Source organism: Rhizobium sp. 9140 (assembly GCF_900067135.1).
Classification (GTDB): Bacteria; Pseudomonadota; Alphaproteobacteria; order Rhizobiales; family Rhizobiaceae; genus Ferranicluibacter.
In genome coordinates, this window is sequence record NZ_FJUR01000001.1 from 1,537,545 (window position 1) to 1,557,548 (window position 20,004).

21 protein-coding genes are annotated in these 20,004 nt (G+C 64.8%); 11 read left to right on the top strand and 10 right to left on the bottom strand.

Going from position 1 to position 20,004, the window contains the following annotated elements:
* Positions 1-33 precede the first annotated feature (33 nt).
* Positions 34-729: a ribonuclease HII gene (locus GA0004734_RS07140; RefSeq protein ID WP_092932438.1), complete on the bottom strand. Its 696-nt coding sequence runs from the start codon at positions 727-729 to the stop codon at positions 34-36.
* A 175-nt stretch (positions 730-904) separates the two neighbouring features.
* Positions 905-2,062 (bottom strand): PA0069 family radical SAM protein, encoded by a 1,158-nt coding sequence (locus GA0004734_RS07145; protein WP_092932440.1) that lies wholly within the window; start codon positions 2,060-2,062, stop codon positions 905-907.
* A 222-nt stretch (positions 2,063-2,284) separates the two neighbouring features.
* Between GA0004734_RS07145 and GA0004734_RS07150 the strand changes: the two genes are divergently transcribed.
* Positions 2,285-2,797 (top strand): glycosyl transferase, encoded by a 513-nt coding sequence (locus GA0004734_RS07150; RefSeq protein WP_092932442.1) that lies wholly within the window; start codon positions 2,285-2,287, stop codon positions 2,795-2,797.
* Between the two features lie 28 nt (positions 2,798-2,825).
* On the opposite strand, the gene moaB is transcribed toward GA0004734_RS07150, so the two are convergent.
* From moaB to GA0004734_RS07170, 4 genes are all read right to left on the bottom strand, one after another.
* Positions 2,826-3,362 carry a molybdenum cofactor biosynthesis protein B gene (moaB, locus tag GA0004734_RS07155; RefSeq protein WP_092932444.1) on the bottom strand — a complete coding sequence of 179 codons (537 nt, stop codon included), beginning with the start codon at positions 3,360-3,362 and terminating at the stop codon, positions 2,826-2,828.
* A complete protein-coding gene (locus GA0004734_RS07160; RefSeq protein ID WP_245292492.1) occupies positions 3,359-4,276 on the bottom strand; it encodes a 4-(cytidine 5'-diphospho)-2-C-methyl-D-erythritol kinase in 918 nt (305 codons plus the stop codon). Before GA0004734_RS07160 ends, moaB begins: the two co-directional genes overlap by 4 nt.
* An 87-nt stretch (positions 4,277-4,363) precedes the next feature.
* Positions 4,364-6,202 (bottom strand): tetratricopeptide repeat protein, encoded by a 1,839-nt coding sequence (locus GA0004734_RS07165; RefSeq protein ID WP_092932447.1) that lies wholly within the window; start codon positions 6,200-6,202, stop codon positions 4,364-4,366.
* 225 nt (positions 6,203-6,427) lie between these two features.
* Entirely contained in the window at positions 6,428-7,444 is a 1,017-nt protein-coding gene (locus GA0004734_RS07170; protein WP_092932449.1) for a polyprenyl synthetase family protein, read from the bottom strand.
* 109 nt (positions 7,445-7,553) lie between these two features.
* On the opposite strand from GA0004734_RS07170, the gene GA0004734_RS07175 reads away from it, so the two are divergent.
* From GA0004734_RS07175 to GA0004734_RS07190, 4 genes are all read left to right on the top strand, one after another.
* Complete coding sequence (locus GA0004734_RS07175; protein ID WP_092932451.1) at positions 7,554-7,778, top strand: putative signal transducing protein; 225 nt, start codon at positions 7,554-7,556, stop codon at positions 7,776-7,778.
* Between the two features lie 33 nt (positions 7,779-7,811).
* Positions 7,812-8,597: a tRNA1(Val) (adenine(37)-N6)-methyltransferase gene (locus GA0004734_RS07180; protein WP_092936020.1), complete on the top strand. Its 786-nt coding sequence runs from the start codon at positions 7,812-7,814 to the stop codon at positions 8,595-8,597.
* An 87-nt stretch (positions 8,598-8,684) separates the two neighbouring features.
* On the top strand, positions 8,685-9,566 hold the full coding sequence (locus GA0004734_RS07185; RefSeq protein WP_092936022.1) for a S49 family peptidase: 882 nt from the start codon (positions 8,685-8,687) through the stop codon (positions 9,564-9,566).
* 108 nt (positions 9,567-9,674) lie between these two features.
* On the top strand, positions 9,675-9,860 hold the full coding sequence (locus GA0004734_RS07190; protein ID WP_092932453.1) for a hypothetical protein: 186 nt from the start codon (positions 9,675-9,677) through the stop codon (positions 9,858-9,860).
* A 255-nt stretch (positions 9,861-10,115) separates the two neighbouring features.
* On the opposite strand, the gene GA0004734_RS07195 is transcribed toward GA0004734_RS07190, so the two are convergent.
* Together GA0004734_RS07195 and GA0004734_RS07200 are read right to left on the bottom strand one after the other, a co-directional pair.
* Positions 10,116-10,448 carry a type II toxin-antitoxin system RelE/ParE family toxin gene (locus GA0004734_RS07195; RefSeq protein WP_092932455.1) on the bottom strand — a complete coding sequence of 111 codons (333 nt, stop codon included), beginning with the start codon at positions 10,446-10,448 and terminating at the stop codon, positions 10,116-10,118.
* The gene (locus GA0004734_RS07200; protein ID WP_092932457.1) at positions 10,445-10,723 is read right to left on the bottom strand and encodes a hypothetical protein; all 279 of its coding nucleotides are present in this window, start codon (positions 10,721-10,723) and stop codon (positions 10,445-10,447) included. Before GA0004734_RS07200 ends, GA0004734_RS07195 begins: the two co-directional genes overlap by 4 nt.
* Positions 10,724-10,842: 119 nt before the next feature.
* Between GA0004734_RS07200 and GA0004734_RS07205 the strand changes: the two genes are divergently transcribed.
* Positions 10,843-11,814 carry a glycine--tRNA ligase subunit alpha gene (locus GA0004734_RS07205; protein ID WP_092936024.1) on the top strand — a complete coding sequence of 324 codons (972 nt, stop codon included), beginning with the start codon at positions 10,843-10,845 and terminating at the stop codon, positions 11,812-11,814.
* A 4-nt stretch (positions 11,815-11,818) separates the two neighbouring features.
* On the opposite strand, the gene GA0004734_RS25885 is transcribed toward GA0004734_RS07205, so the two are convergent.
* Positions 11,819-11,974: a hypothetical protein gene (locus GA0004734_RS25885; protein ID WP_170865898.1), complete on the bottom strand. Its 156-nt coding sequence runs from the start codon at positions 11,972-11,974 to the stop codon at positions 11,819-11,821.
* Between the two features lie 513 nt (positions 11,975-12,487).
* On the opposite strand from GA0004734_RS25885, the gene GA0004734_RS07210 reads away from it, so the two are divergent.
* The 5 genes from GA0004734_RS07210 to GA0004734_RS07230 all read left to right on the top strand — a co-directional run bounded on the left by GA0004734_RS07210 (position 12,488) and on the right by GA0004734_RS07230 (position 19,278).
* On the top strand, positions 12,488-13,045 hold the full coding sequence (locus GA0004734_RS07210; protein ID WP_092932461.1) for a LemA family protein: 558 nt from the start codon (positions 12,488-12,490) through the stop codon (positions 13,043-13,045).
* Between the two features lie 32 nt (positions 13,046-13,077).
* On the top strand, positions 13,078-14,379 hold the full coding sequence (locus GA0004734_RS07215) for a 3-phosphoshikimate 1-carboxyvinyltransferase (RefSeq protein ID WP_092932463.1): 1,302 nt from the start codon (positions 13,078-13,080) through the stop codon (positions 14,377-14,379).
* A 55-nt stretch (positions 14,380-14,434) separates the two neighbouring features.
* Positions 14,435-16,378, top strand: a complete 1,944-nt coding sequence (locus tag GA0004734_RS07220; protein ID WP_092936026.1) for a DUF2207 domain-containing protein — start codon at positions 14,435-14,437, stop codon at positions 16,376-16,378.
* Between the two features lie 103 nt (positions 16,379-16,481).
* Entirely contained in the window at positions 16,482-18,773 is a 2,292-nt protein-coding gene (gene glyS, locus GA0004734_RS07225) for a glycine--tRNA ligase subunit beta (RefSeq protein ID WP_092932465.1), read from the top strand.
* A 7-nt stretch (positions 18,774-18,780) separates the two neighbouring features.
* Positions 18,781-19,278, top strand: a complete 498-nt coding sequence (locus GA0004734_RS07230; protein ID WP_280949474.1) for a DUF523 domain-containing protein — start codon at positions 18,781-18,783, stop codon at positions 19,276-19,278.
* Between the two features lie 129 nt (positions 19,279-19,407).
* Here the strand turns inward: GA0004734_RS07230 and GA0004734_RS07235 are convergent, their stop codons facing one another.
* A complete protein-coding gene (locus tag GA0004734_RS07235; protein ID WP_092932469.1) occupies positions 19,408-19,995 on the bottom strand; it encodes a plant virulence effector HPE1-like domain-containing protein in 588 nt (195 codons plus the stop codon).
* Positions 19,996-20,004 lie beyond the last annotated feature (9 nt).

The window sequence follows — 20,004 nt, forward strand, 5'->3', positions numbered from 1 at the left end:
CCATTCGGGTTCGCAGCCGGTGCCGGGGATGTTTCAGCCTGATACGGGCATCTCGGCCGGAGCGATGTCCGGCTCGGCTTCATCGGACCTCAAGGGGCGAAACGTCATGCGGTGCAGCCGGCAGGGGCCGTAGAGAAGAATGGCGCTGCGGTGATGCGCGGTGGCGTAGCCGGCATGCATGGCAAAACCGTAGCGGGGAAAGATGCCGTCCGCCCGGGTCATCATTCGGTCGCGCGCGACCTTGGCGACGATGGAGGCCGCAGCGATGGACAGGGAACGGGCATCGCCCTTGATGACGGCCCGACCTTCGCAGGCGAGCCCCGGCGGGACGTCCCGTCCGTCCGCAAGCACGAGAGCCGGCCGCCGGTGAAGACCGCAGACCGCGCGCCGCATCGCGTCGAGGCTCGCCTTGCGGATATCCGTGCCGTCGATGCGCCCCGCGCCGGAGGATGCGATAGAGACGGTGGCGGTCGCGAGGATTTCGGTAAACAGGACCTCCCGCCGCTGCGCCGTCAGCTGCTTGCTGTCGTTCAGGCCATCAGGAATGCGCTTGGGGTCGAGGATGACGGCGGCGGCGACCACAGGGCCGGCAAGCGGTCCCCGCCCGGCTTCGTCCGTGCCGGCGACCGGCCACAGACCATCACGCTGTGCCGCCTCTTCCAGACTGAAATCGGGGCTGAGGCGAATGTCGAAGAGGAGCGGGGAATCGGTCGTTGTGCGGCGTGCCATGGCGGCAAATTCGCACGGGAGACCGATTCCCCGCAAGACCCCAGGCGGATGCGGCGGCGCCGGGGGGCAGAGGGCAGGTGGCTTTGCGGAAGACACCTGCCGCGAGCGATCGCATGGTACGAGGGACATGCGATCCCATTTGCTGTCCGGAACGTGCCGGATGAAGATGAGAGCCTCAGAGTAGCGAGAGCTGAACACCCGTCCCGAGTGGCGGCACGAAGATATCGCAGTTCAGCGCCCGCCGGTTCGTGTTCAGTTCCAGCCGTTTGGCGGCAAGGTCGAAGCGACGGCCGATTTGCCAGGCATAGGGTCCGGCACCCTTCATCCGCTTGGTGAAGTCGGCATCGTAGTCCTTACCGTCGCGCATCGAGCGCACGAGCGACATGACGTGCCGGTAGCGATCCGGATAATGTTGCAGCAGCCAGTCGCGGAAGAGGGGGCTGACTTCCAGCGGCAGCCGCAGGATGACGTAGCTCGCCTCCGTTGCCCCGGCCGCCTTGGCGGAGTCCAGCACGCGCTCGATCTCATGGTCGTTCAGCGCGGGAATGACCGGCGCCATCAGTACGCTGGTGGGAATGCCGGCCTCCGACAGCTTGCGGATCGCGTCCAGCCGCTTCTCCGGCGTCGAGGCGCGGGGTTCCATCAGCCGGGCGAGCTTGCGGTCGAGCGTCGTGACCGAGAGACCGACGCGGGCGAGGCCCTTCTCGGCCATGGGCGCGAGAATGTCGATATCGCGCAGGACCATCGCCGATTTCGTGACGATCATGACGGGGTGATCCGCCGCCTTCAGCACTTCCAGGATCTGACGCATGATCCGCCATTCCTTCTCGATCGGCTGGTAAGGATCCGTATTCGTGCCGATGGCGATCGGCTTCACCTTGTAGCCGGGCTTGGCCAGTTCGCGCTCCAGAAGCTTGGCCGCATCGGGTTTGGCAAACAGCCGCGCCTCGAAATCGAGACCGGCGGACAGGCCCATATAGGCATGCGTCGGCCGGGCGAAGCAGTAGATGCAGCCATGCTCGCAGCCGCGATAGGGATTGACCGAGCGGTCGAAGGGAATGTCGGGCGAATCGTTACGGGCGATGATCGTGCGCGGCTTTTCCACCTGCACCTCGGTCTTGAACGGCGGCAGGTTTTCCAGCGCGTTCCAGCCATCGTCCTCGGTGCTGCGCGTCACGGGCTCGAACCTTCCCGAGGGGTTGATCCCGGCACCACGGCCGCGACGGCGGTCCACCTCGATGCGAAGGCCGCTTTCGACCATCAGTGCGTCGGCCACATCGGCCCGATTGCCGGGCGCAAATGCGCCCTGCCTGACATGGGACAGATCGTTCATGGGACACTCCGGGGAACATGGACGGTGTGGTTTTCGCCGAACCGTCATGTCGTTCTCTCTTCCGTTCGTCGTAACCCTAAAAGGAGAACAATGCAAGAACAAATGTGCTGGCCCCGCTTCCAAGCGTCCCCGAAGCTTCTGGATTCATCATGAATGACGGGAGATTGTTCCGCTCTGCGCAGGTTTTATGGCATTCCCGCGTGCAATGCGGTACGACCGGCCATGCTGACAATCCTGATGGAAACCCGCGATAGCGAGACGAGGCTGGCGCAGTCGCTGGCCGCGCTGGTGGCCGGCGCTGTGGAAGGTCTCGTCAGCGACGTGATCATCCTCGATCACGGCTCGCAGGATGCCTCCGGCCGCGTGGCCGATGCCGCGGGCGCGCGGTTCCTCACGCGCTGGGAGATGGCGGAAGTCATCGGGTCGGCGCGGGGCGAGTGGCTGCTTCTGATCGAGCCGGGCGCCCGGCCGCTCGGCCGCTGGGTGGACGAGATCGCCGAGCACATGGCCATCGGTGGCGGTCCTGCCTGCTTCTCCGCCTCCCGCCGGCACCGCCGGTCCCTTCTGGCACGTCTCGCCTCGCGCCGCCCGGTTCTGGAACAGGGCTTTCTGATCAAGCGCACGCAGGCCGCCGGTATGACGAGACCGGGCATGATGCTCGCCGATTTCGTGTCCCGTCGCGGCGTGCACCGCCTGTCGAGCGAGCTTATGCCTGCCTGGGCTTCGGGTCGGTGAGGGTCTTTCTTTCCAAATCCACCCACACTCACCGCTTCAGGTGTTCGTCCAGCCGTGGCATGATCTCCACGAAATTGCAGGGCCGGTGACGCAGGTCGAGCTGTTGGCTGAGGATGCCGTCCCAGGCATCGCGGCAGGCTCCGGGCGAGCCGGGCAGCACGAAGACGAAGGTCGCGTTCAGCACGCCGCCGGTCGCGCGCGACTGGATGGTCGAGGTGCCGATCTTCTCATACGAAATGCGATGGAAGATGGCGGAAAAGCCGTCCATCGTCTTTTCGAACAGCGGCTCCAGCGCCTCCGGCGTCACGTCGCGTCCGGTAAAGCCGGTGCCGCCGGTGGTGATGATGACGTCCACTCCGGGGTCGAGGCTCCAGGCCGTTACCTGACCGGCGATGGCGGCGCGGTCGTCGGCCACGATGCCGCGTGCGGCCAGCACATGGCCGGCCTGCGTCAGTCGCGCCACCAGCGTATCGCCGGATGTGTCCGTTTCCGGCGTCCGGGTGTCGGAAACGGTGAGCACCGCGATGGAAACGGGCACGAAGGTCCGCGTCGTGTCGATCGTCATAAGGTCTTCGTCCTCTCGGTGTCGGGAGCCCCGCAATGGCTTCCCAGCGTGCTGCAGGGCAGAAGATACCAGTCGGGATAGGCCTTGCGGATGCGCACCGCCGCCCGGTCTCGCCCCTCGACGTCGAGAAAGAGCCCGAAGCAGGTGGCGCCGGAGCCGGACATGCGGGCAAGCGCCGCACCGGCCTCGACAAGCGCTGCCCGCGCCGTGCCGATGACGGGCGCGATGGAAAGAGCCGGTGGCTCCAGATCGTTGCGTGTCGCGGCGATCGCTGCGATCCAGTCTTCCGGTGAGGCAAGCCGTTCGGGAAGGGGCAGCAGCGGGTTGGTTTTGTCGCTGAGCGCGCGAAACACGGCGGGCGTGGAGACCGCGGCACCGGGATTGACCAGCAGGGCCGGGAACGCGGGAAGGCCGATGACGGGTGTGATCGCCTCGCCAATGCCACGCGCTATGAGCGGCCGGCCGGTCAGGCACATCGGCAGGTCCGCCCCGAGCGAGAGGCCGAGCGCAGCGAGATCGAGATCTACAGCGGCATCCCGCGTCGGATTCCAGAGGCGCGAGAGCCCGGTGAGGGCTGCGGCAGCATCCGCCGAGCCGCCGCCGATGCCGGAGGCGACGGGCAGGTTCTTCGTCAGATGCAGGGCGACCGGCGCGCAGGGCAAGCCGAGCATGGTCAGCCGCGTGCGCAGCAGGTCTCGCGCCTTCAGCACGAGATTGGCATGCCCGCCATCGGCACCCACCGGCACGTCGCCCGCAAAGGGGCCGGAGACGGTGAAGCTGTCGGTCTCGAAGAAAGCCAGCGACAACCTGTCGCCGGCATCCGCAAAGGTCACGAGGCTTTCGAGCAGATGATGGCCGTCGGCACGCTGGCCGACGACATGCAGCGCCAGATTGATCTTCGCCGGTGCCATCATCACCAGCGGCACGTCGGCACCCTGATCCACCGGAGCAGGTGCGCTCAAGACCTCCGGCATGACGAGCGTGTCAGGCACGGGCCGACATCAGGACTTCTTGCCAGGCACAGCCACTTCCGGTGGCTTCGGCTTGCCCTCGGCGTCGGCCGCGGCGGGAACCTTCGTTTCCAGAGCCGGCAGGCCGTTCTCGATCTTCGCCTTGATCTTCGGGATCTCGTCTTCCTCGGGCTTCAGCTCCAGCGTCTGGTTCCACTGGAACACAGCCTCGAGCTTGCGCCCGACGCGCCAGTAGGCATCGCCCAGATGGTCGTTGATCGTGGGATCGCCGGCCATCAGCTCGGCGGCGCGTTCAAGTTCGGCCACGGCCTCGTCGAACTGTCCCAGCCGGAAATATGCCCAGCCGAGCGAATCGACGATGTAGCCGTCATCCGGCTTCAGCTCGACGGCGCGGCGGATCATGTTCAGCCCCTCGTCGAGGTTCATGTTCTTGTCCACCCAGGAATAGCCGAGATAGTTCAGCACCTGCGGCTGGTCGGGGTTCAGCTCCAGCGCCTTCTTGAAGCTCGGCTCGGCCTTTTCCCACTCCTTCAGGCGCTCATAGGCGATGCCGCGCTGGAAGTAGATCGACCAGTCGGTCCGCTTCGGCACCGGGCCGAGAACCTCGATGGCCTTGTCGTAGATGACGGCCATTTCCTTGTAGTCCTTGGCATCCGAAAGCACGCTGCCATAGGCGACATAGCTGCGGATATCCTTCGGATCGAGGGCGATCAGCTCGCGCAGGTGGTTCTTCGCCTCATCCACCTTGCCGACTTCGGCAAGCGCCAGCCCCAGCTGCATTTCCGACAGGCGGCGCATGGGCGAACCCTGCGGCACCTGTTGGTAGAGCGCGATGGCGCGTTCAGGCTTCTTCAGCGTCTCGGCAATGCCGCCGAGCATAACGAGAATGTCGGCGCTATCGGGATCGAGCGCACGCGCCGTTTGCAGGTAAAGCGAAACGATATCTTCCGCACCTTCGCGGTTGAGGGCGGCACCCACGGAAAACAGCACGGCGGCCGCACCCTGGCTCGCATTGCGAACCTGCTGTTCCTGCGGCTTGCCATCCTCGATGCTCTTGCGAAGGGCATCCAGCGGCGCGTAATTGTTGACGAAGTTCTGCCCGAGCGAAATCGTGTCGAGCGCCTTCTGCTTGTTGCCGTCGGTCGCCTCCAGCCGCGCCAGCGCGATCACCGAGCGGATGAACGTGTCGGGGGCAGCGCCGCCGCCATTACGGTCCGTCACGGCCTCGTTGAACTTGGTGCGCGCGGTCTGCTTGTCGCCGGCAGCAAGCGCGATCGCGCCCTGCTGGTAGGTCTTGAAGATGGCGAACCACTCCGGTCCCTTCATCTCCTGGATCATGGCGATGGCGTCCTTGGGCTTGCCCTGTCCGGCCTTCGCCCAGGCCAGCAGCAGGCCGTTCATCATCCGGTCCAGATCGTTCGGCCCGGAATATTTCAGGATCTTCTCCGCGTTGCGGAATTCCTTTTTGCGGATTGCATCGACGCCGCGCACGACGGTGGTGATCCGCTCGACGGAGGCATCGTCCTTCAGCTGCGTCGCGATCTTCACACCTTCGGCGAAGTCGCCATTCATCAGCGAGGTGATCATCAGCCGCTGCTTGACCTCGACATTGTCGGGCTCGAATTCCAGCGCCGTGCGGTAGAGCTTGGTTGCGGTGTCGAGATCGTGATCGACGTCCGCGGTGCGGGCCGCAAGGAACGAGCCGGAAAAGCTGTTCACGGAGTTCACGTCGAACGGCTTGGCGGTCTCCGCTTCGGCCTTGGCCGCCGGAGCCGCGGTCTCCTGCGCGAGGACAGGGCCGGAAACCATGCCTGCAAGCGTCAGAAACGCCACGCTGGTGAGCATCCGAAGAATATGTTTTTGCCGCATGACAAGCCTTTCGTTTCGGATGCGCCGCGCAAGCGCTTAACCGGAATCAGTTCTGTAGTGATAACGCATACGGCGCAGAACCGAAATTGCGTCCAGCCGGCTTCCCCTTTCATCGAAAGGATCACCCTTGGTTGCGGCAGGCTTGGCAAGACAGAATGGCTTTTTTGGCGCAAGCCGCCGCAAAAGGTGAGCCTTCTGCCCTGATCCGGCAATCTGCCGCCGGCGTCAGTTCACCCGGTCGATGCAGAAGTCGATGACCTCGAGCAGCGCGTCCTTCCACGGCGAGGCTGGCAGCGGCGCCAGCGCGTCGCGCGCAATCATGCCGTAGTGCCGGGCGCGGGCGATCGTATCGGTAAGCCCGCCATAGCGCGTGATGAGCCCCATGGCGTGTTCCAGATTCTCGTCGGTGGCATTGCCGCCCTCGATCGCGTCCTTCCAGAACGCCCGCTCCTCCGCCGTTCCCCGGCGATAGGACAGGATGACCGGCAGGGTGATCTTGCCCTCGCGAAAGTCGTCGCCGACATTCTTGCCGAGATCGGCCGATTTGCCGCCATAATCCAGAACGTCGTCCACCAGCTGGAAGGCGAGGCCGAGATTCATGCCGTAGGACTTCAGCGCGTTGCGGGCGGAGCGATCCGTCTTGGCGACGATCGGGCCGACTTCGGCTGCCGCCGCAAACAGCGCCGCGGTCTTTGCGCGGATGACGGAGAGATAGTCGTCCTCCGTCGTTTCCATGTTCTTGGCGACGGAGAGCTGCAGCACTTCTCCTTCGGCGATGACCGATGCGGCGGTCGAGAGAACATCGAGCGCATCGAGCGAGCCGACCTCGACCATCATCCGGAAGGCCTGGCCGAGCAGGAAGTCGCCGACGAGCACGCTCGCCTGATTGCCCCAGATCATCCGCGCCGTGGATTTTCCGCGCCTGAGGTCGCTCTCGTCCACCACGTCGTCGTGGAGCAGCGTCGCCGTGTGCATGAACTCGACGCTGGTCGCCAGCTTCACATGCGCATCGCCCTTGAAGCCGAACATGGCGGCGGATGCAAGCGTCAGCATGGGCCGAAGCCGCTTGCCGCCTGACGAGATCAGATGGTTGGCAACCTCGGGGATCATCTCGACATCCGATCCGGCCTTTGCCAGGATCAGCTGGTTCACCCGCTCCATGTCGGCTTTGGTCAGATCGACCAGCGGCTGCACAGAGGCCTGTTTGTTCTTGCCGTCTTCCAGCGGTATCACGACGCCCAAGGCGAAGCACTCCTGTTCAAGCTACTCCTGTGAGAATAGAAAGGGGTGGCTTTCGCGGCAAGGGGCGATTTGTCCCAAGCCACTGACGAATGGGGAAAAAGCGAGACAGATGAAAGAATTGATCCGTACCAACGACGCCGTCGTGCTCTCTTTCGCCGAAAGTCTGATGCGCGACGCCGGCATCATCTGCTTTATCGCCGATCAGGGCATGAGCATTCTCGATGGTTCGCTCGGCCTTCTGCCGCGCCGCCTGATGGTGCAGGGCGAGCGTGCCGACGAGGCCCGTCGCATCCTGTCGGATGCCGGCCTCGCGGCGGAACTGCGCGACCAGTGACGGGCAGACGCGGATATGTCGCCTGAGAAGACCATGGATCGGGATTCAGCCCGCGAAACCGTCGACAGCTTCCATCGCGGGCGCTTCCACCTCGTCCAGCCGCTCGGTCGCGGGCACCGCGCCGGCATGGATGCCATGCTGCTGGCCGCGCTCGTTCCCGATACGGACCGGCCGGTGGTGAAGGTCGCCGACCTTGGCGCCGGCGCGGGTGCGGCCGGCATGGCGGTGGCGGTGCGCGTGCCCTCCGCACAGGTCCTGCTCGTGGAACGCGCGCCGGAGATGGCGACGTTCGCCCGCCGCAGCATTGCTCTTGCCCAGAACGCCGCATTTGCGGATCGCCTCGACGTGCTGGAGGCCGATGTCGCGCTGACCGGTCGCGCCCGGATCGCCGCCGGCCTGCCGAGCGACGTCTTCGACCACGTCGTCATGAACCCACCCTTCAACAACGGCGCCGACCGGAAGACGCCGGATGCCCTGAAGGCGCAGGCGCATGCGATGGACGACGGGCTCTTCGACGCGTGGATCCGCACCGCCGGCGCGATCCTGCGGCCCTGTGGCCAGCTGTCCCTGATCGCGCGGCCGGAATCGATCGGCGAGATCCTGACCGCCTGCGGGCGCCGGTTCGGCGGCCTGGAGATCACGCCGCTTCTGCCGCGGGCCGGCGAGAACGCGGTGCGCATCCTCGTGACCGGCATCAAGCAGTCCCGCGCGCGCCTCACCCTGCGGGCGCCGCTCGTCATGCACAAAGAGGGCTCCCACGCCTTTGTGAAAGAGATCGACGACCTCAACAACGGCCGCACCTTCCACGCCCGGCGCTGAATTTCCCGTGATGCCCCGGCGCCGGCATTGCGTCTGCGGAGGCAATGCCTACATGCGACGGAGAGTTTTCACGATAAGGAGATGGACTTGGCCGGTTTCTTGAAGAGGTTGCTGCCGAAGCGCTTTCGCAGGCAGGGTGTGACGATCCCCGTCGTTCGCCTGCACGGCGCCATCATGGCAGGCGGCAGCGCGTTCCGGCCGATGCTGAATATTGCGGCTGTCGCCCCCCTTCTCGAACGCGCCTTCGCCGACAAGGAGGCCCCGGCCGTCGCCATCGCCATCAACTCGCCGGGCGGCTCGCCTGTCCAGTCGCGGCTGATCTATCAGCGCATCCGCGATCTCGCCGTCGAGAAGAACAAGCGCGTCCTCGTCTTCGTGGAAGATGTCGCGGCCTCCGGCGGCTATATGATCGCGCTCGCCGGTGACGAAATCATCGCCGACCCCACATCCATCGTCGGCTCCATCGGCGTCGTCTCCGGCGGTTTCGGCTTCACCGAACTTCTGGAAAAGGTCGGTATCGAACGCCGCATCTATACGGCCGGCGAAAACAAGGTGATTCTCGATCCGTTCCAGCCCGAAAAGGAAAAGGACGTCGCCTATCTGAAAAGCCTGCAACAGGAAATCCACGGCGTCTTCACCGGCATGGTCAAGGCCCGGCGCGGGCATCTGCTCACCGACGACGGCGAGATCTTCTCCGGCCTGTTCTGGACCGGTGAACGCGCCCGCATCCTTGGCCTCGTCGATGGCCTTGGCGACATGCGCGGCGAACTCAAACGCCGCTATGGCGAAAAGACGCAACTGCGTCTCGTCAGCGCGTCGCGCGGCCTGCTCGGGCGGCGCCAGCCGGGGGTCGGCATTGCGGGGGTCGGCCTTGCATCGGGCATCGGAAGCGGTCTCGCTCTTTCTGCCGTCGCCGGTCTTGCCGAAGCGGCAGAGGAAAAGGCATTATGGGGCCGGTTCGGCCTGTAGGACGGGCCTTATCCCCCCGTATCCAACCTGTTACCCTGATCGGTCGAAGCGGGGTTGCGGCTTCTGTCTCTCGTCACGTTCGGACCTCGTCTCCCTCTGGAACCCAAGATGCCGCAACTCATCCTCCTCCTGATCGTCGCCGCCATCGCCTGGTTCGGCTACCGCAAGTTCGTGCTCGACGCCGAACGCCTCGCCCGCCAGCGCGAACGCGTCCGCAAGCAGCAGGAGACAGGGTCGCAAGGCACGCTGGTGAAGGACCCGGCCACCGGGGAATATCGGCTCAAGCAGGATTGATGCAGTCAAGCGTGATGGTGTTGTAAAGGCTGTCCGCAGGCATGTAGCCTTCGCTCACCAGCTATAGAGCATTTCCAGCCGGAGCGGAATCGCTTCGGAATCTGACAATGACGCAAAACATTAGCCTACATCGCCCCGCATAGTATACGCCGCACTTCGATTCGCTGTAACGCTTTATATTTGCTGCATCATTTATCTGGAAATCGATTCCGATTTAAGGGATGATGCAGTAGAGCCTTTCCGATGAACCCGTGTTCACCGGAAACTCTCTAGGCGATCTCTGGCCTTCGACATCCAGTCCGACCCCGCATAGCTAATGGCGACGATCCGGACTGTCTGCTCTTCGTCGTCCACGGTAAAGCAGATGACGGCTTTCTGTCCGGCGGGAATGGTGCGTAACCCTGAGGGAAAACCGTCGCGGATCGGAGCCTTGTAAGGCATCTCCGCAAGCCTCTTCGTGACCGCCTCGATATCGGCGAGCTTTTGTCCCGCGATATGGATTCCGGCATAAGCTGCAATCATGTCATGGATATCGATGAGTTCCCGCACGGCTTCCGGCAGGTAGAGGATGCTATACCGGCCCGTCATCCTCGCGAACGGGCAGCAATGCGTTCGCGCACGCGATCGAAGAGGTCGTCTTCATCCATTGCGATCCACTGGTCCCGCGGCAGCGCCATCCGCCGGTGCAGTTCGTCGGCCATTCCGGCCAGCGGGTCATCCGTTGTGCTCTCGTGACTGCGCATCATGTCCTCGATGCCTGCTGCCACCACGCTGTCGAGCGAGGGGTAACGGCCTTCCTCCACCAGCCGCTCGGCATAGTGCAGAACGTGGTCCGGCAGGCTGACGGTCGTCTTGACATTCATCGGTGTCTCCATCGCAAATCCCGCGGCCATGATAGCTTAAAGATTGACCCCTGTCGCCGCCCGTGGCACTCGTCCGGTCTCCATAATACGTCACCGGTGATTGAACTGCGATGTCTGCCATGACCGATTTGCCCGACCTGCCCGACCAGATGAACCCGAAGCGCTCGTTTCAGGCTTTGATCCTGACCCTGCACGCCTACTGGGCCGACAAGGGCTGCGCCGTGCTGCAACCCTACGACATGGAAGTGGGTGCGGGCACGTTCCACCCCGCGACCACGCTGCGGGCGCTGGGGCCGAAACCCTGGCGGGCCGCCTATGTGCAACCCTCGCGCCGCCCGACCGACGGGCGCTACGGCGAAAACCCCAACCGGTTGCAGCATTACTACCAGTATCAGGTCATCCTGAAGCCGAACCCGTCGAACCTGCAGGAACTGTATCTGGGCTCGCTCGCTGCCATCGGTCTCGATCCGCTGCTGCACGATATCCGCTTTGTCGAGGACGACTGGGAAAGCCCGACGCTCGGCGCCTGGGGTCTCGGCTGGGAGTGCTGGTGCGACGGCATGGAGGTTTCTCAGTTCACGTACTTCCAGCAGGTCTGCGGCATCGAGTGCTCGCCCGTTTCCGGCGAGCTGACCTATGGGCTGGAGCGGCTGGCCATGTATGTTCAGGGCGTCGACAATGTCTACGACCTCAACTTCAACGGCCGCGATGGCGCGGAAAAGATCAGCTACGGCGACGTCTTCCTGCAGGCCGAGCAGGAATATTCCCGGCACAATTTCGAATATGCCAATACCGCGATGCTGCACCAGCATTTCATCGATGCGGAAGCCGAGTGCCTGGCTCTGCTGAAGGCGGGCGCACCGGGCGACGGGGCGAATGTCGCTTTGCACAAATGCGTGTTTCCCGCCTACGACCAGTGCATCAAGGCGAGCCACGTGTTCAACCTGCTCGACGCCCGCGGCGTCATTTCGGTGACCGAGCGGCAGAGCTACATTCTGCGAGTGCGCACGCTCGCCAAGGCCTGCGGCGAAGCCTTCCTGATGACCGATGCCGGCGGCGTCAACCTTGCGGCAGCGTCAGCTGCTGCCTGAACGTTCAGTCCTGCCAGGAACGGATCGGGCGGTGGATGTTGAGCGGCGCGCTGTCGAGCATGCGCGGCGTGAAGCGATTGCGCTCGCCGCGCAGCGCGATGAGATGGCTGATGCCGGTGAGCATCACGGCGGACAGGGCGATGATAGCGAGAAGCGTCATGATCACGGTCTCCTTGTCTTGAGGAAGCATCGGCTTCCGAATGAGGTTCGTCACGCCGTCATTGCCGACAGGACGGTGTCGATGCATCGCCACAGCGCCGCATCCATGACACCCGGCAGCGCAAGCACGCTGCAACGTCGGTCTTTTGCCGGACGAGCGGCCCCCTCGATCAGGGTGTTCCGCGTCGTCCGTGGGATAGAAGCTGACGGCCGCCACCGAAGGGCAGGCGCGTCGTCATCGTGAAATCCATCATGGCAGGTTAAGCCGGATCGAGGCTGACGCCAATCCCGACAAATCATGAGTCATTTCCGGTGAAAGGACCGTTCATGAGCCTTGTCCCGGCCGGTAAGGCAGTGGGCAGCGGGGTAAAAGCACGCTATGGAGATGCGGGCAGCCTGCGGGGCTGGCGATGGCTGGCAGGGCGCGTGTGCGGTTCGGCCTGTCTGCCGGGCATAGACCCGCATGTTCCGTGTATTTCGTCGCGTGCATTCGATGCGCGGCATCTGGGGAGAGATGAAAATGATTGCAGGTCTCGTCATTCTGGCCGTCGTCGCCGGCTATCTCATCCTGGTCTATAACGGGCTGGTCAAGGCGCGCAACGTCAAGGAGGAGGCATGGTCGGGCATCGACGTGCAGCTCAAGCGTCGCGCCGACCTGATCCCCAACCTGCTCGAAACCGTGAAGGGTTATGCGGCGCACGAGCGCGGCACGCTGGAGGAGATCGTCAACCTGCGCAACCGCGCGCAAGCCGTGCCGGCTGGCGATGTCGCGGGGCGCGCGCAGGCGGAAGGCATGCTCGGCCAGGCGCTCGGCAAGCTGTTCGCTCTGGCGGAAGCCTATCCCGACCTCAAGGCCAACCAGAATTTCTCCGAGTTGCAGGCGTCGATCGAGGGTACGGAAGACGAAATCCAGATGTCGCGCCGCTACTACAACGGCGCCGCGCGCGACCTCAATGTCAAGGTCGAGAGCTTCCCGTCCAATCTCGTCGCCGGTCCGCTCGGCTTTTCCAAGGCACCCTATTTCGAGATCACCAGCGAGGCCGACCGCGCGGTTCCCGCGATCAAATTCTGAGCCGCGCGCAAACGATCACAAGAGACATTCGCATGAGCAATGCCCATAAAAGCCCCACACAGAAATCCGTGACGATCACGCCGCCGGCGCATGCGCTCAACGGTGCCGTCAGCCCGCCCGGTTCGAAGTCGATCACCAATCGCGCGCTGCTGCTTGCAGGGCTTGCCCGGGGAACCAGCCGGTTGACCGGCGCGCTGCGCAGCGACGATACGCGCTACATGGCCGAAGCGCTGCGGGCGATGGGCGTCGAGGTGCGCGAGCCCGATCCGACCACCTTCGTCGTCACCGGCACGGGCAGCCTGATGGCGCCGGCAGCGCCGCTCTTCCTCGGCAATGCTGGCACCGCCACCCGTTTCCTCACAGCCGCCGCGGCGCTGGTCGATGGCACCGTGGTCGTCGATGGCGACCAGCATATGCGCAAGCGACCGATTGCGCCGCTGGTCGAGGCGCTGCGCGCCCTCGGCGTCGCGCTGTCCGCCGACACCGGCTGCCCGCCCGTCACCGTCACCGGCACGGGCCGCATTCCGGGACGCCGCGTCGAGATCGATGCCGGCCTCTCCAGCCAGTATGTCTCCGCGCTGCTGATGGCCGCGGCCGGCGCTGCGCCCGCCGATGAAACCGGCGAACCGCTCGAAATCGCGCTGGCCGGCGACGAGATCGGCGCACGCGGCTATATCGATCTGACGCTGTCCGCCATGCGCGCCTTCGGCGCCCGCGTCGAGCAGGCCTCGTCCTCGGTCTGGCACGTCTGGCCGACCGGCTACACCGCGACCGACTTCCGCATCGAGCCCGACGCCTCTGCCGCCACCTATCTCTGGGCGATGGAAAAGCTGACGGGCGGCCGTATCGATCTCGGCGTCCCCACGGCGGAATTCTCCCAGCCGGATGCCCGCGCCCATGACGTCATCGCGCAGTTTCCGCATCTCCCCGCCGTCATTGACGGGTCGCAGATGCAGGATGCGGTGCCGACGCTCGCGGTGCTCGCCGCCTTCAACGAAACGCCTGTGCGCTTCACCGGCATCGCCAACCTGCGCGTCAAGGAATGCGACCGCATTCGCGCGCTCTCGCTTGGCCTGACGAACATCCGCGCCGGGCTTGCCACGGAAGAGGGCGACGATCTGCTGGTCGCCTCGGATCCGGGCCTTGCCGGGCAGACCCTCCCGGCCGAGATCGACACATTCGCCGACCACCGGATTGCCATGAGCTTCGCGCTCGCGGGCCTGAAGATCGGCGGCATCGCCATTCTCGATCCGGATTGCGTCGGCAAGACCTATCCGGATTACTGGGACGCGCTCGCCTCGCTCGGCGTCGACATGACCCTGCGGTCAGCGTGATCCGATGACGCGCGCGGGAATCACGATCTGGCAGGGCTCACTGGCACGGACGCAGATGGAAAGAGCATCGCGGCTGATCGCGGTTCTCACCGCCCTCTTTCTTCTTGCCGGCCTTACAGCCGGTCTCGCGAAAGCCGAAGAGCGCATTCTCTCCTACGATTCGCAGATCGAGGTCGCCGAGGACGGCACCCTGACCGTCACCGAGACGATCCGCGCGTTGGCCGAGGGCGACCTGATCAAGCGCGGCATCTACCGCGATTTTCCGCTGACCTTTACCGATGACGATGGGCGGACGCATCGCGTCGGCTTCAACCTGGTCTCTGTCGAGCGCGATGGCGAAGCGGAGCCGTCGCGCACCGAAACCATCGATGGCGGCATTCGCATGTACACAGGCGACAAGGATGTGTTTCTTTCGGAAGGCGTCCACACCTTCGCCTTTACCTACACGACCGATCGCCAGATCCGTTTCTTCGAGGATCATGACGAGCTGTACTGGAACGTCACGGGAACCGGCTGGGCCTTCCCCATCGACGAGGCGAGCGCCACCGTGCTCCTGCCGGGCGGCGCGCGGCCGCAGGCGCTGAATGTCTTCACCGGCGCCTATGGCTCCAAGGAGAGATTTGCGCGTGGCTCCCCCGCCGGCAACGGCGCTACGTTCCGCACCACGCGACCGCTCGGCCCACAGGAAGGCCTGACCATCGTCATGAGCCTCAAGAAGGGCGTGATCGCGCCGCCGAGCGAGGCGCAGATGCGGGCGGTCTGGTGGCAGGAGAATATGGCCGCCATCCTCGCCGGCGTCGGGCTCCTCGTCGTCGCGGTCTATCACGGCTGGATCTGGCGGCGCGCCGGGCGCGATCCGGATGGGGGCGTCGTCGTGCCGCGATGGGACCCGCCGGAAAACGCCTCGCCCGCGCTCGTCAACTATATTGACAATCGCGGCTTTGCCGATGGCGGCTGGACCGCGATATCGGCCGCAGCGCTGAACCTCGCCGTCACCGGCCGCGTCGTGCTGGAAGATCTGCAAAACGCGCTCGTCATCGCCGCAACCGGCAAGAAACCGGCGACCGTCAAGCTGCCCACCGGTGAAGCCGCGCTGATGCGCGCTGTCGAGGATGCCGATGGCCGGCTCGTCATCGACCGCGACAACGGCCCCGCCGTCCAGAAGGCGGGCGAAGCCTTTCGCAAGGCGATGGAAAGCGAGCACCGCGGTAAATACTACAAGGCGAATATCGGCTCCATCATCGCCGGCATCGCGCTGTCCATCGCCTTCATCCTGGCGATCCTCGTGCTGGGAACGCTCGACGATGCCGGTGCGGCCATCGTCATCGTACCCGTCGTCATCGCCGTGTTCGTCGCCATCTTCATTGCCGTTTTCGGCCGGTCCATCCGCCGCAGGTCGAGCCTTGCCGGCCGCATCGCGGGGATCGTCGTTCTGGCCGTTTTCGGCTTCGTCGGCGTCACTGTTTTCGGCGGCCTCATCGCCTCCATTGCTTTCGAGGCGGTGGAAACGCACCAGTTGCCGCTGCTCGCCGGCATTGGCGGCATCGTGCTCGTCAACCTCGTCTTCCTGTTTCTCATGGGCGCACCCACCCCCGTCGGCGCGAAGATGTCGGCGCATATTGCGGGCCTGCGCCAGTATCTGACGCTTGCCGAGCAGGAGCGGATGAACATGGCGGGCGCGCCCACCATGTCGCCTCGACATTATGAAACCCTGCTGCCCTATGCGGTGGCGCTGGGTGTGGAAAAACCCTGGTCGAAGACGTTCGACACCTGGCTGGCCACAGCCGCGGCGGGCGCGGCGGCCTATACCCCCGCATGGTATTCCGGTGCCGGCGGATATGGCGGGTTCGGCGACCGCATGGGCGGCTTTGCCGGCTCCATGGCCGGCGCCATGCAGTCGTCTCTTCCGCCGCCACCCAAGAGTTCCAGTTCGGGCTTTTCCTCCGGCGGCGGCTTTTCGGGTGGTGGCGGCGGCGGCGGCGGTGGCGGCGGCTGGTAGCGGCCAAACAAGGCTGTCAAAGCGCGCCAGCCATGGTGACTTTTCCGGCCGGGATTGCTAAGGCGACGGGCATCCGTTCGCTTCACCGAAAAGTCTGAGTGCCATGCCCGATCTTCTGCTTGAACTCCGCTCCGAGGAAATCCCTGCCGGCATGCAGCGCAAGGCTGCCGGCGACCTCAGGAAGCTGTTGACGGACGCGATGGTCGAGGCGGGCCTGACCTATGAGGGCGCCCGCGAATACTGGACGCCGCGCCGCCTGACGCTCGACATTCGCGGCGTCACCGCCCGCTCCGCCGATGTGCGCGAGGAAAAGAAAGGCCCGCGCACCGACGCGAACGAAAAGGCCATCGAAGGCTTTTTGCGTGCGGCGGGCCTTGCCTCCATCAGCGAGGCGCATGTCCATTCCGACCCGAAGAAGGGCGATTTCTACGTCGCGCATCTGGTGAAGCCCGGCCGCGCCGCCGAGGAGATCGTCGCCGACGTGATGCCCGGCATCATCCGCAATTTCCCCTGGCCCCGCTCCATGCGTTCGGGCGTCGCCTCCACCCGTCCCGGCGCGCTGCGCTGGGTGCGCCCGCTGCAATCCATCGTCTGCACCTTCGGCCCTGAAAACGAGGAAACCCAGGTCATCGCCTTCGAGGTCGATGGTCTGGTTGCCGGCAACGTCACCTATGGCCATCGTTTCCACGCGCCGGAGCCGATCACGGTGCGCCGCTTTGCCGACTATATCGAGAAGCTCGAAAAGGCGAAGGTCGTGCTGGACGCCGAGCGGCGCAAGGAGATCATCGCCGCCGACGCCGGCAATCTCGCCTTTGCCAGCGGGCTGGAACTGGTCGAGGACGCGGGCCTGCTGGAGGAGGTCGCAGGCCTCGTCGAATGGCCGGTCGTGCTCATGGGGACCTTCGACGAGGGTGATCTCTCGATTCCCTCCGAAATCATCCGCCTGACCATCAAGACCAACCAGAAGTGCTTCGTCACCCGCCGCCCGGGCGAGGAGACGCTCTCCAACCACTTCATCCTCGTCTCGAACATCGAGGCGAAGGACGGCGGCAAGGAGATCGTGCACGGCAACGGCAAGGTCGTCCGCGCCCGCCTGTCCGACGCCCGCCATTTCTGGACCCGCGACCAGCGCGACCTGCCGGATCTCGAAACGCTGCGCGCCTCCGCCGAAAAATTCGACCTCGATCTCGCAAAGCCGCTCGACCAGCGCATGGCGAAGCTCGACGCGCTGAACGTGACCTTCCATGCCAAGCTCGGCACCGAGGGCGAGCGCGTGAGCCGCATCCGCACCCTCGCTGCCGATCTCTGCGCCGTCACCGGTGCCGACCTCAAGCTGGTGGACCGCGCCGTCGTGCTCGCCAAAGCCGACCTGCGCACCGAAGCCGTCGGCGAGTTCCCCGAGCTTCAGGGCATCATGGGCCGCAAATATGCGCTTTTGCAGGGCGAGGACGATGCTGTTGCCACCGCCATTGCCGAACACCGCAAGCCGCAAGGGCCGACCGATGTCGTGCCGACCGACCCGGTCTCGCTGACCGTGGCACTCGCCGACAAGCTGGATACGCTGGTCGGTTTCTGGGCCATCGATGAGAAGCCGACGGGGTCGAAGGATCCGTTCGCGTTGCGGCGGGCGGCTCTGGGTGTGGTGCGGATTCTGCTGGAGCGGAAGGTTCGCGTAGATTTGCTACAAGTCTTTCGACAGCATGTTGCTCAGTTCGAGGCGTGTGTAAAAGTTGCGGATTTACCTAGTGAAGCAACTTACAGCATGGAAAAGATATCGAAGATTAATCCTGATCTGCTTGCCTTTGCGTTAGAGACAGAGAAGCTGATATCCGAGCATTCGGCGTGGAATTTTCGTCGCTTTAGCCTCATAGCAACAGCCGACCTTTTGTTCTTTTTCCACGAACGCTTGAAGGTCTATCTCCGTGATCTTGGTGCGCGACACGATCTAATTGATGCTGTGCTGATCCCTGCCAACGACGACCTCCTGATGGTCGCCCGGCGCGTCGAGGCGCTGACCGCGTTCGTGACGTCGCAGGAGGGGCTGAACCTGCTCGCTGGCACCAAGCGCGCGACGCAGCTTCTGGCGGCGGAAGAGAAGAAGGGCGCTGTTATCACCGACGCTGTCGATCCCGCTCTGTTCGCCCTGCCGGCGGAAGGCGAGCTTTACGCGGCCGTTAGCACCGCAACGTCGGACGCGGCGGAAGCCGTCGCGCGCGAGGATTTCCGCTCCGCCATGGAAGCGCTCTCGACGCTCCGCGCGCCCATCGACCGGTTCTTCGCCGACGTCCTCGTCAATGACGAAAATCCGGCCATCCGGGCAAACCGTCTGGCGCTGCTCGGCCGCATCCGCGCCGCCACCGGCACGGTCGCCGATTTCTCGCGCATCGCCGGCTGAGCGGGCGGTGGCTGCGCGGGGCAACATTCTCGTCAGCGCCTGCCTCATGGGCCATGCCGTTCGCTATGACGGCAAGGCCAAGCCCCTGCATCATGCCAGCCTCGACCGCTGGCAGGCGGAAGGGCGGCTGGTGACGATCTGTCCGGAAATGTCGGCCGGCATGCCGGTGCCGCGTCCGCCCGCCGAAATCGAAGGTGGCCGAAGCGGCGGAGACGTCCTCTCAGGCGCGGCCCGAGTCATCGAGGCAACCGGCGGCGATATCACCGAGGGTTTCCGGCAGGCGGCGGAAAACGCGCTGAAGCTCGCGCTCGAAACCGGATGCACCCATGCCCTCTTGATCGACGGCAGCCCGTCCTGCGGTTCGCGCAGGATCTATGATGGCGGGTTTTCAGCGCGCAAACACGAAGGCGAGGGCGTAGCCGCCGCACTCCTGCGCCGCAACGGCATCCGCGTCTTCGCCGATCACGAGATCGAGGCGCTGGCCGCAGAGATCGACGGTGCGTGATTTCAGGGAAGAGAAGCCCTCAAAAAAATTGCGCCCCTGCTTCTCTCAGGGACGCAATTTTCCGCCTTGATGTAAGGCACTTGCCCATCAGGCCTGGAGGCCGGAGAGGGCAGGGACTGGAAGTCGGGTTCAGTTTAGCCGAAGCTGAAGGCTTTGCCCATCAAAATCGTGTGAAGTTGATTCGGCCGTGGCCGCAGCGTGATCGGCCAGCGGCGAAGAGGCCACCGAGGCCGAGGCGATCGAGACGGCCGTCGCCGGGCTCAGAGAGGCCGTTGTCGCCGTCGCATCCACTGCCACGTTCATGCTGGTTGCCGCGGCTGCGCCGCCGCCGGCATCGCCCTCCGCGGTTGCGAGAATGGTGAGGGGCGGTATGGCCGGCTCCCCGCGCGCGATCCGGATCTGCTCGTCAGACGCCTTGCTGATGAACGTCACCGGCGAGCCGCCGAGCCAGGCTTCCGCCCGGACGAGCTTCATTTCGCCGTTGATATCCTTGACCTCGGTGCGGTCCGTGCCGGGCGCGAGATCGGGCACGACATAGGTCACTGCGCGGACATCGGGTTTGAGGGCCGGGCAATCCTTGCAATGCAGCACCGTCACGCTCGGCGCCGAAACCGGCGGTGTGCGCACATACTCGATCGAAGAGGCGAGCGCCGACGACGGCGTCAGGGCCGGGATGGCCGAGGCAAAGGCGAGGCCCGCCAGCAGAAATCCGCGCATAGTCTTCTC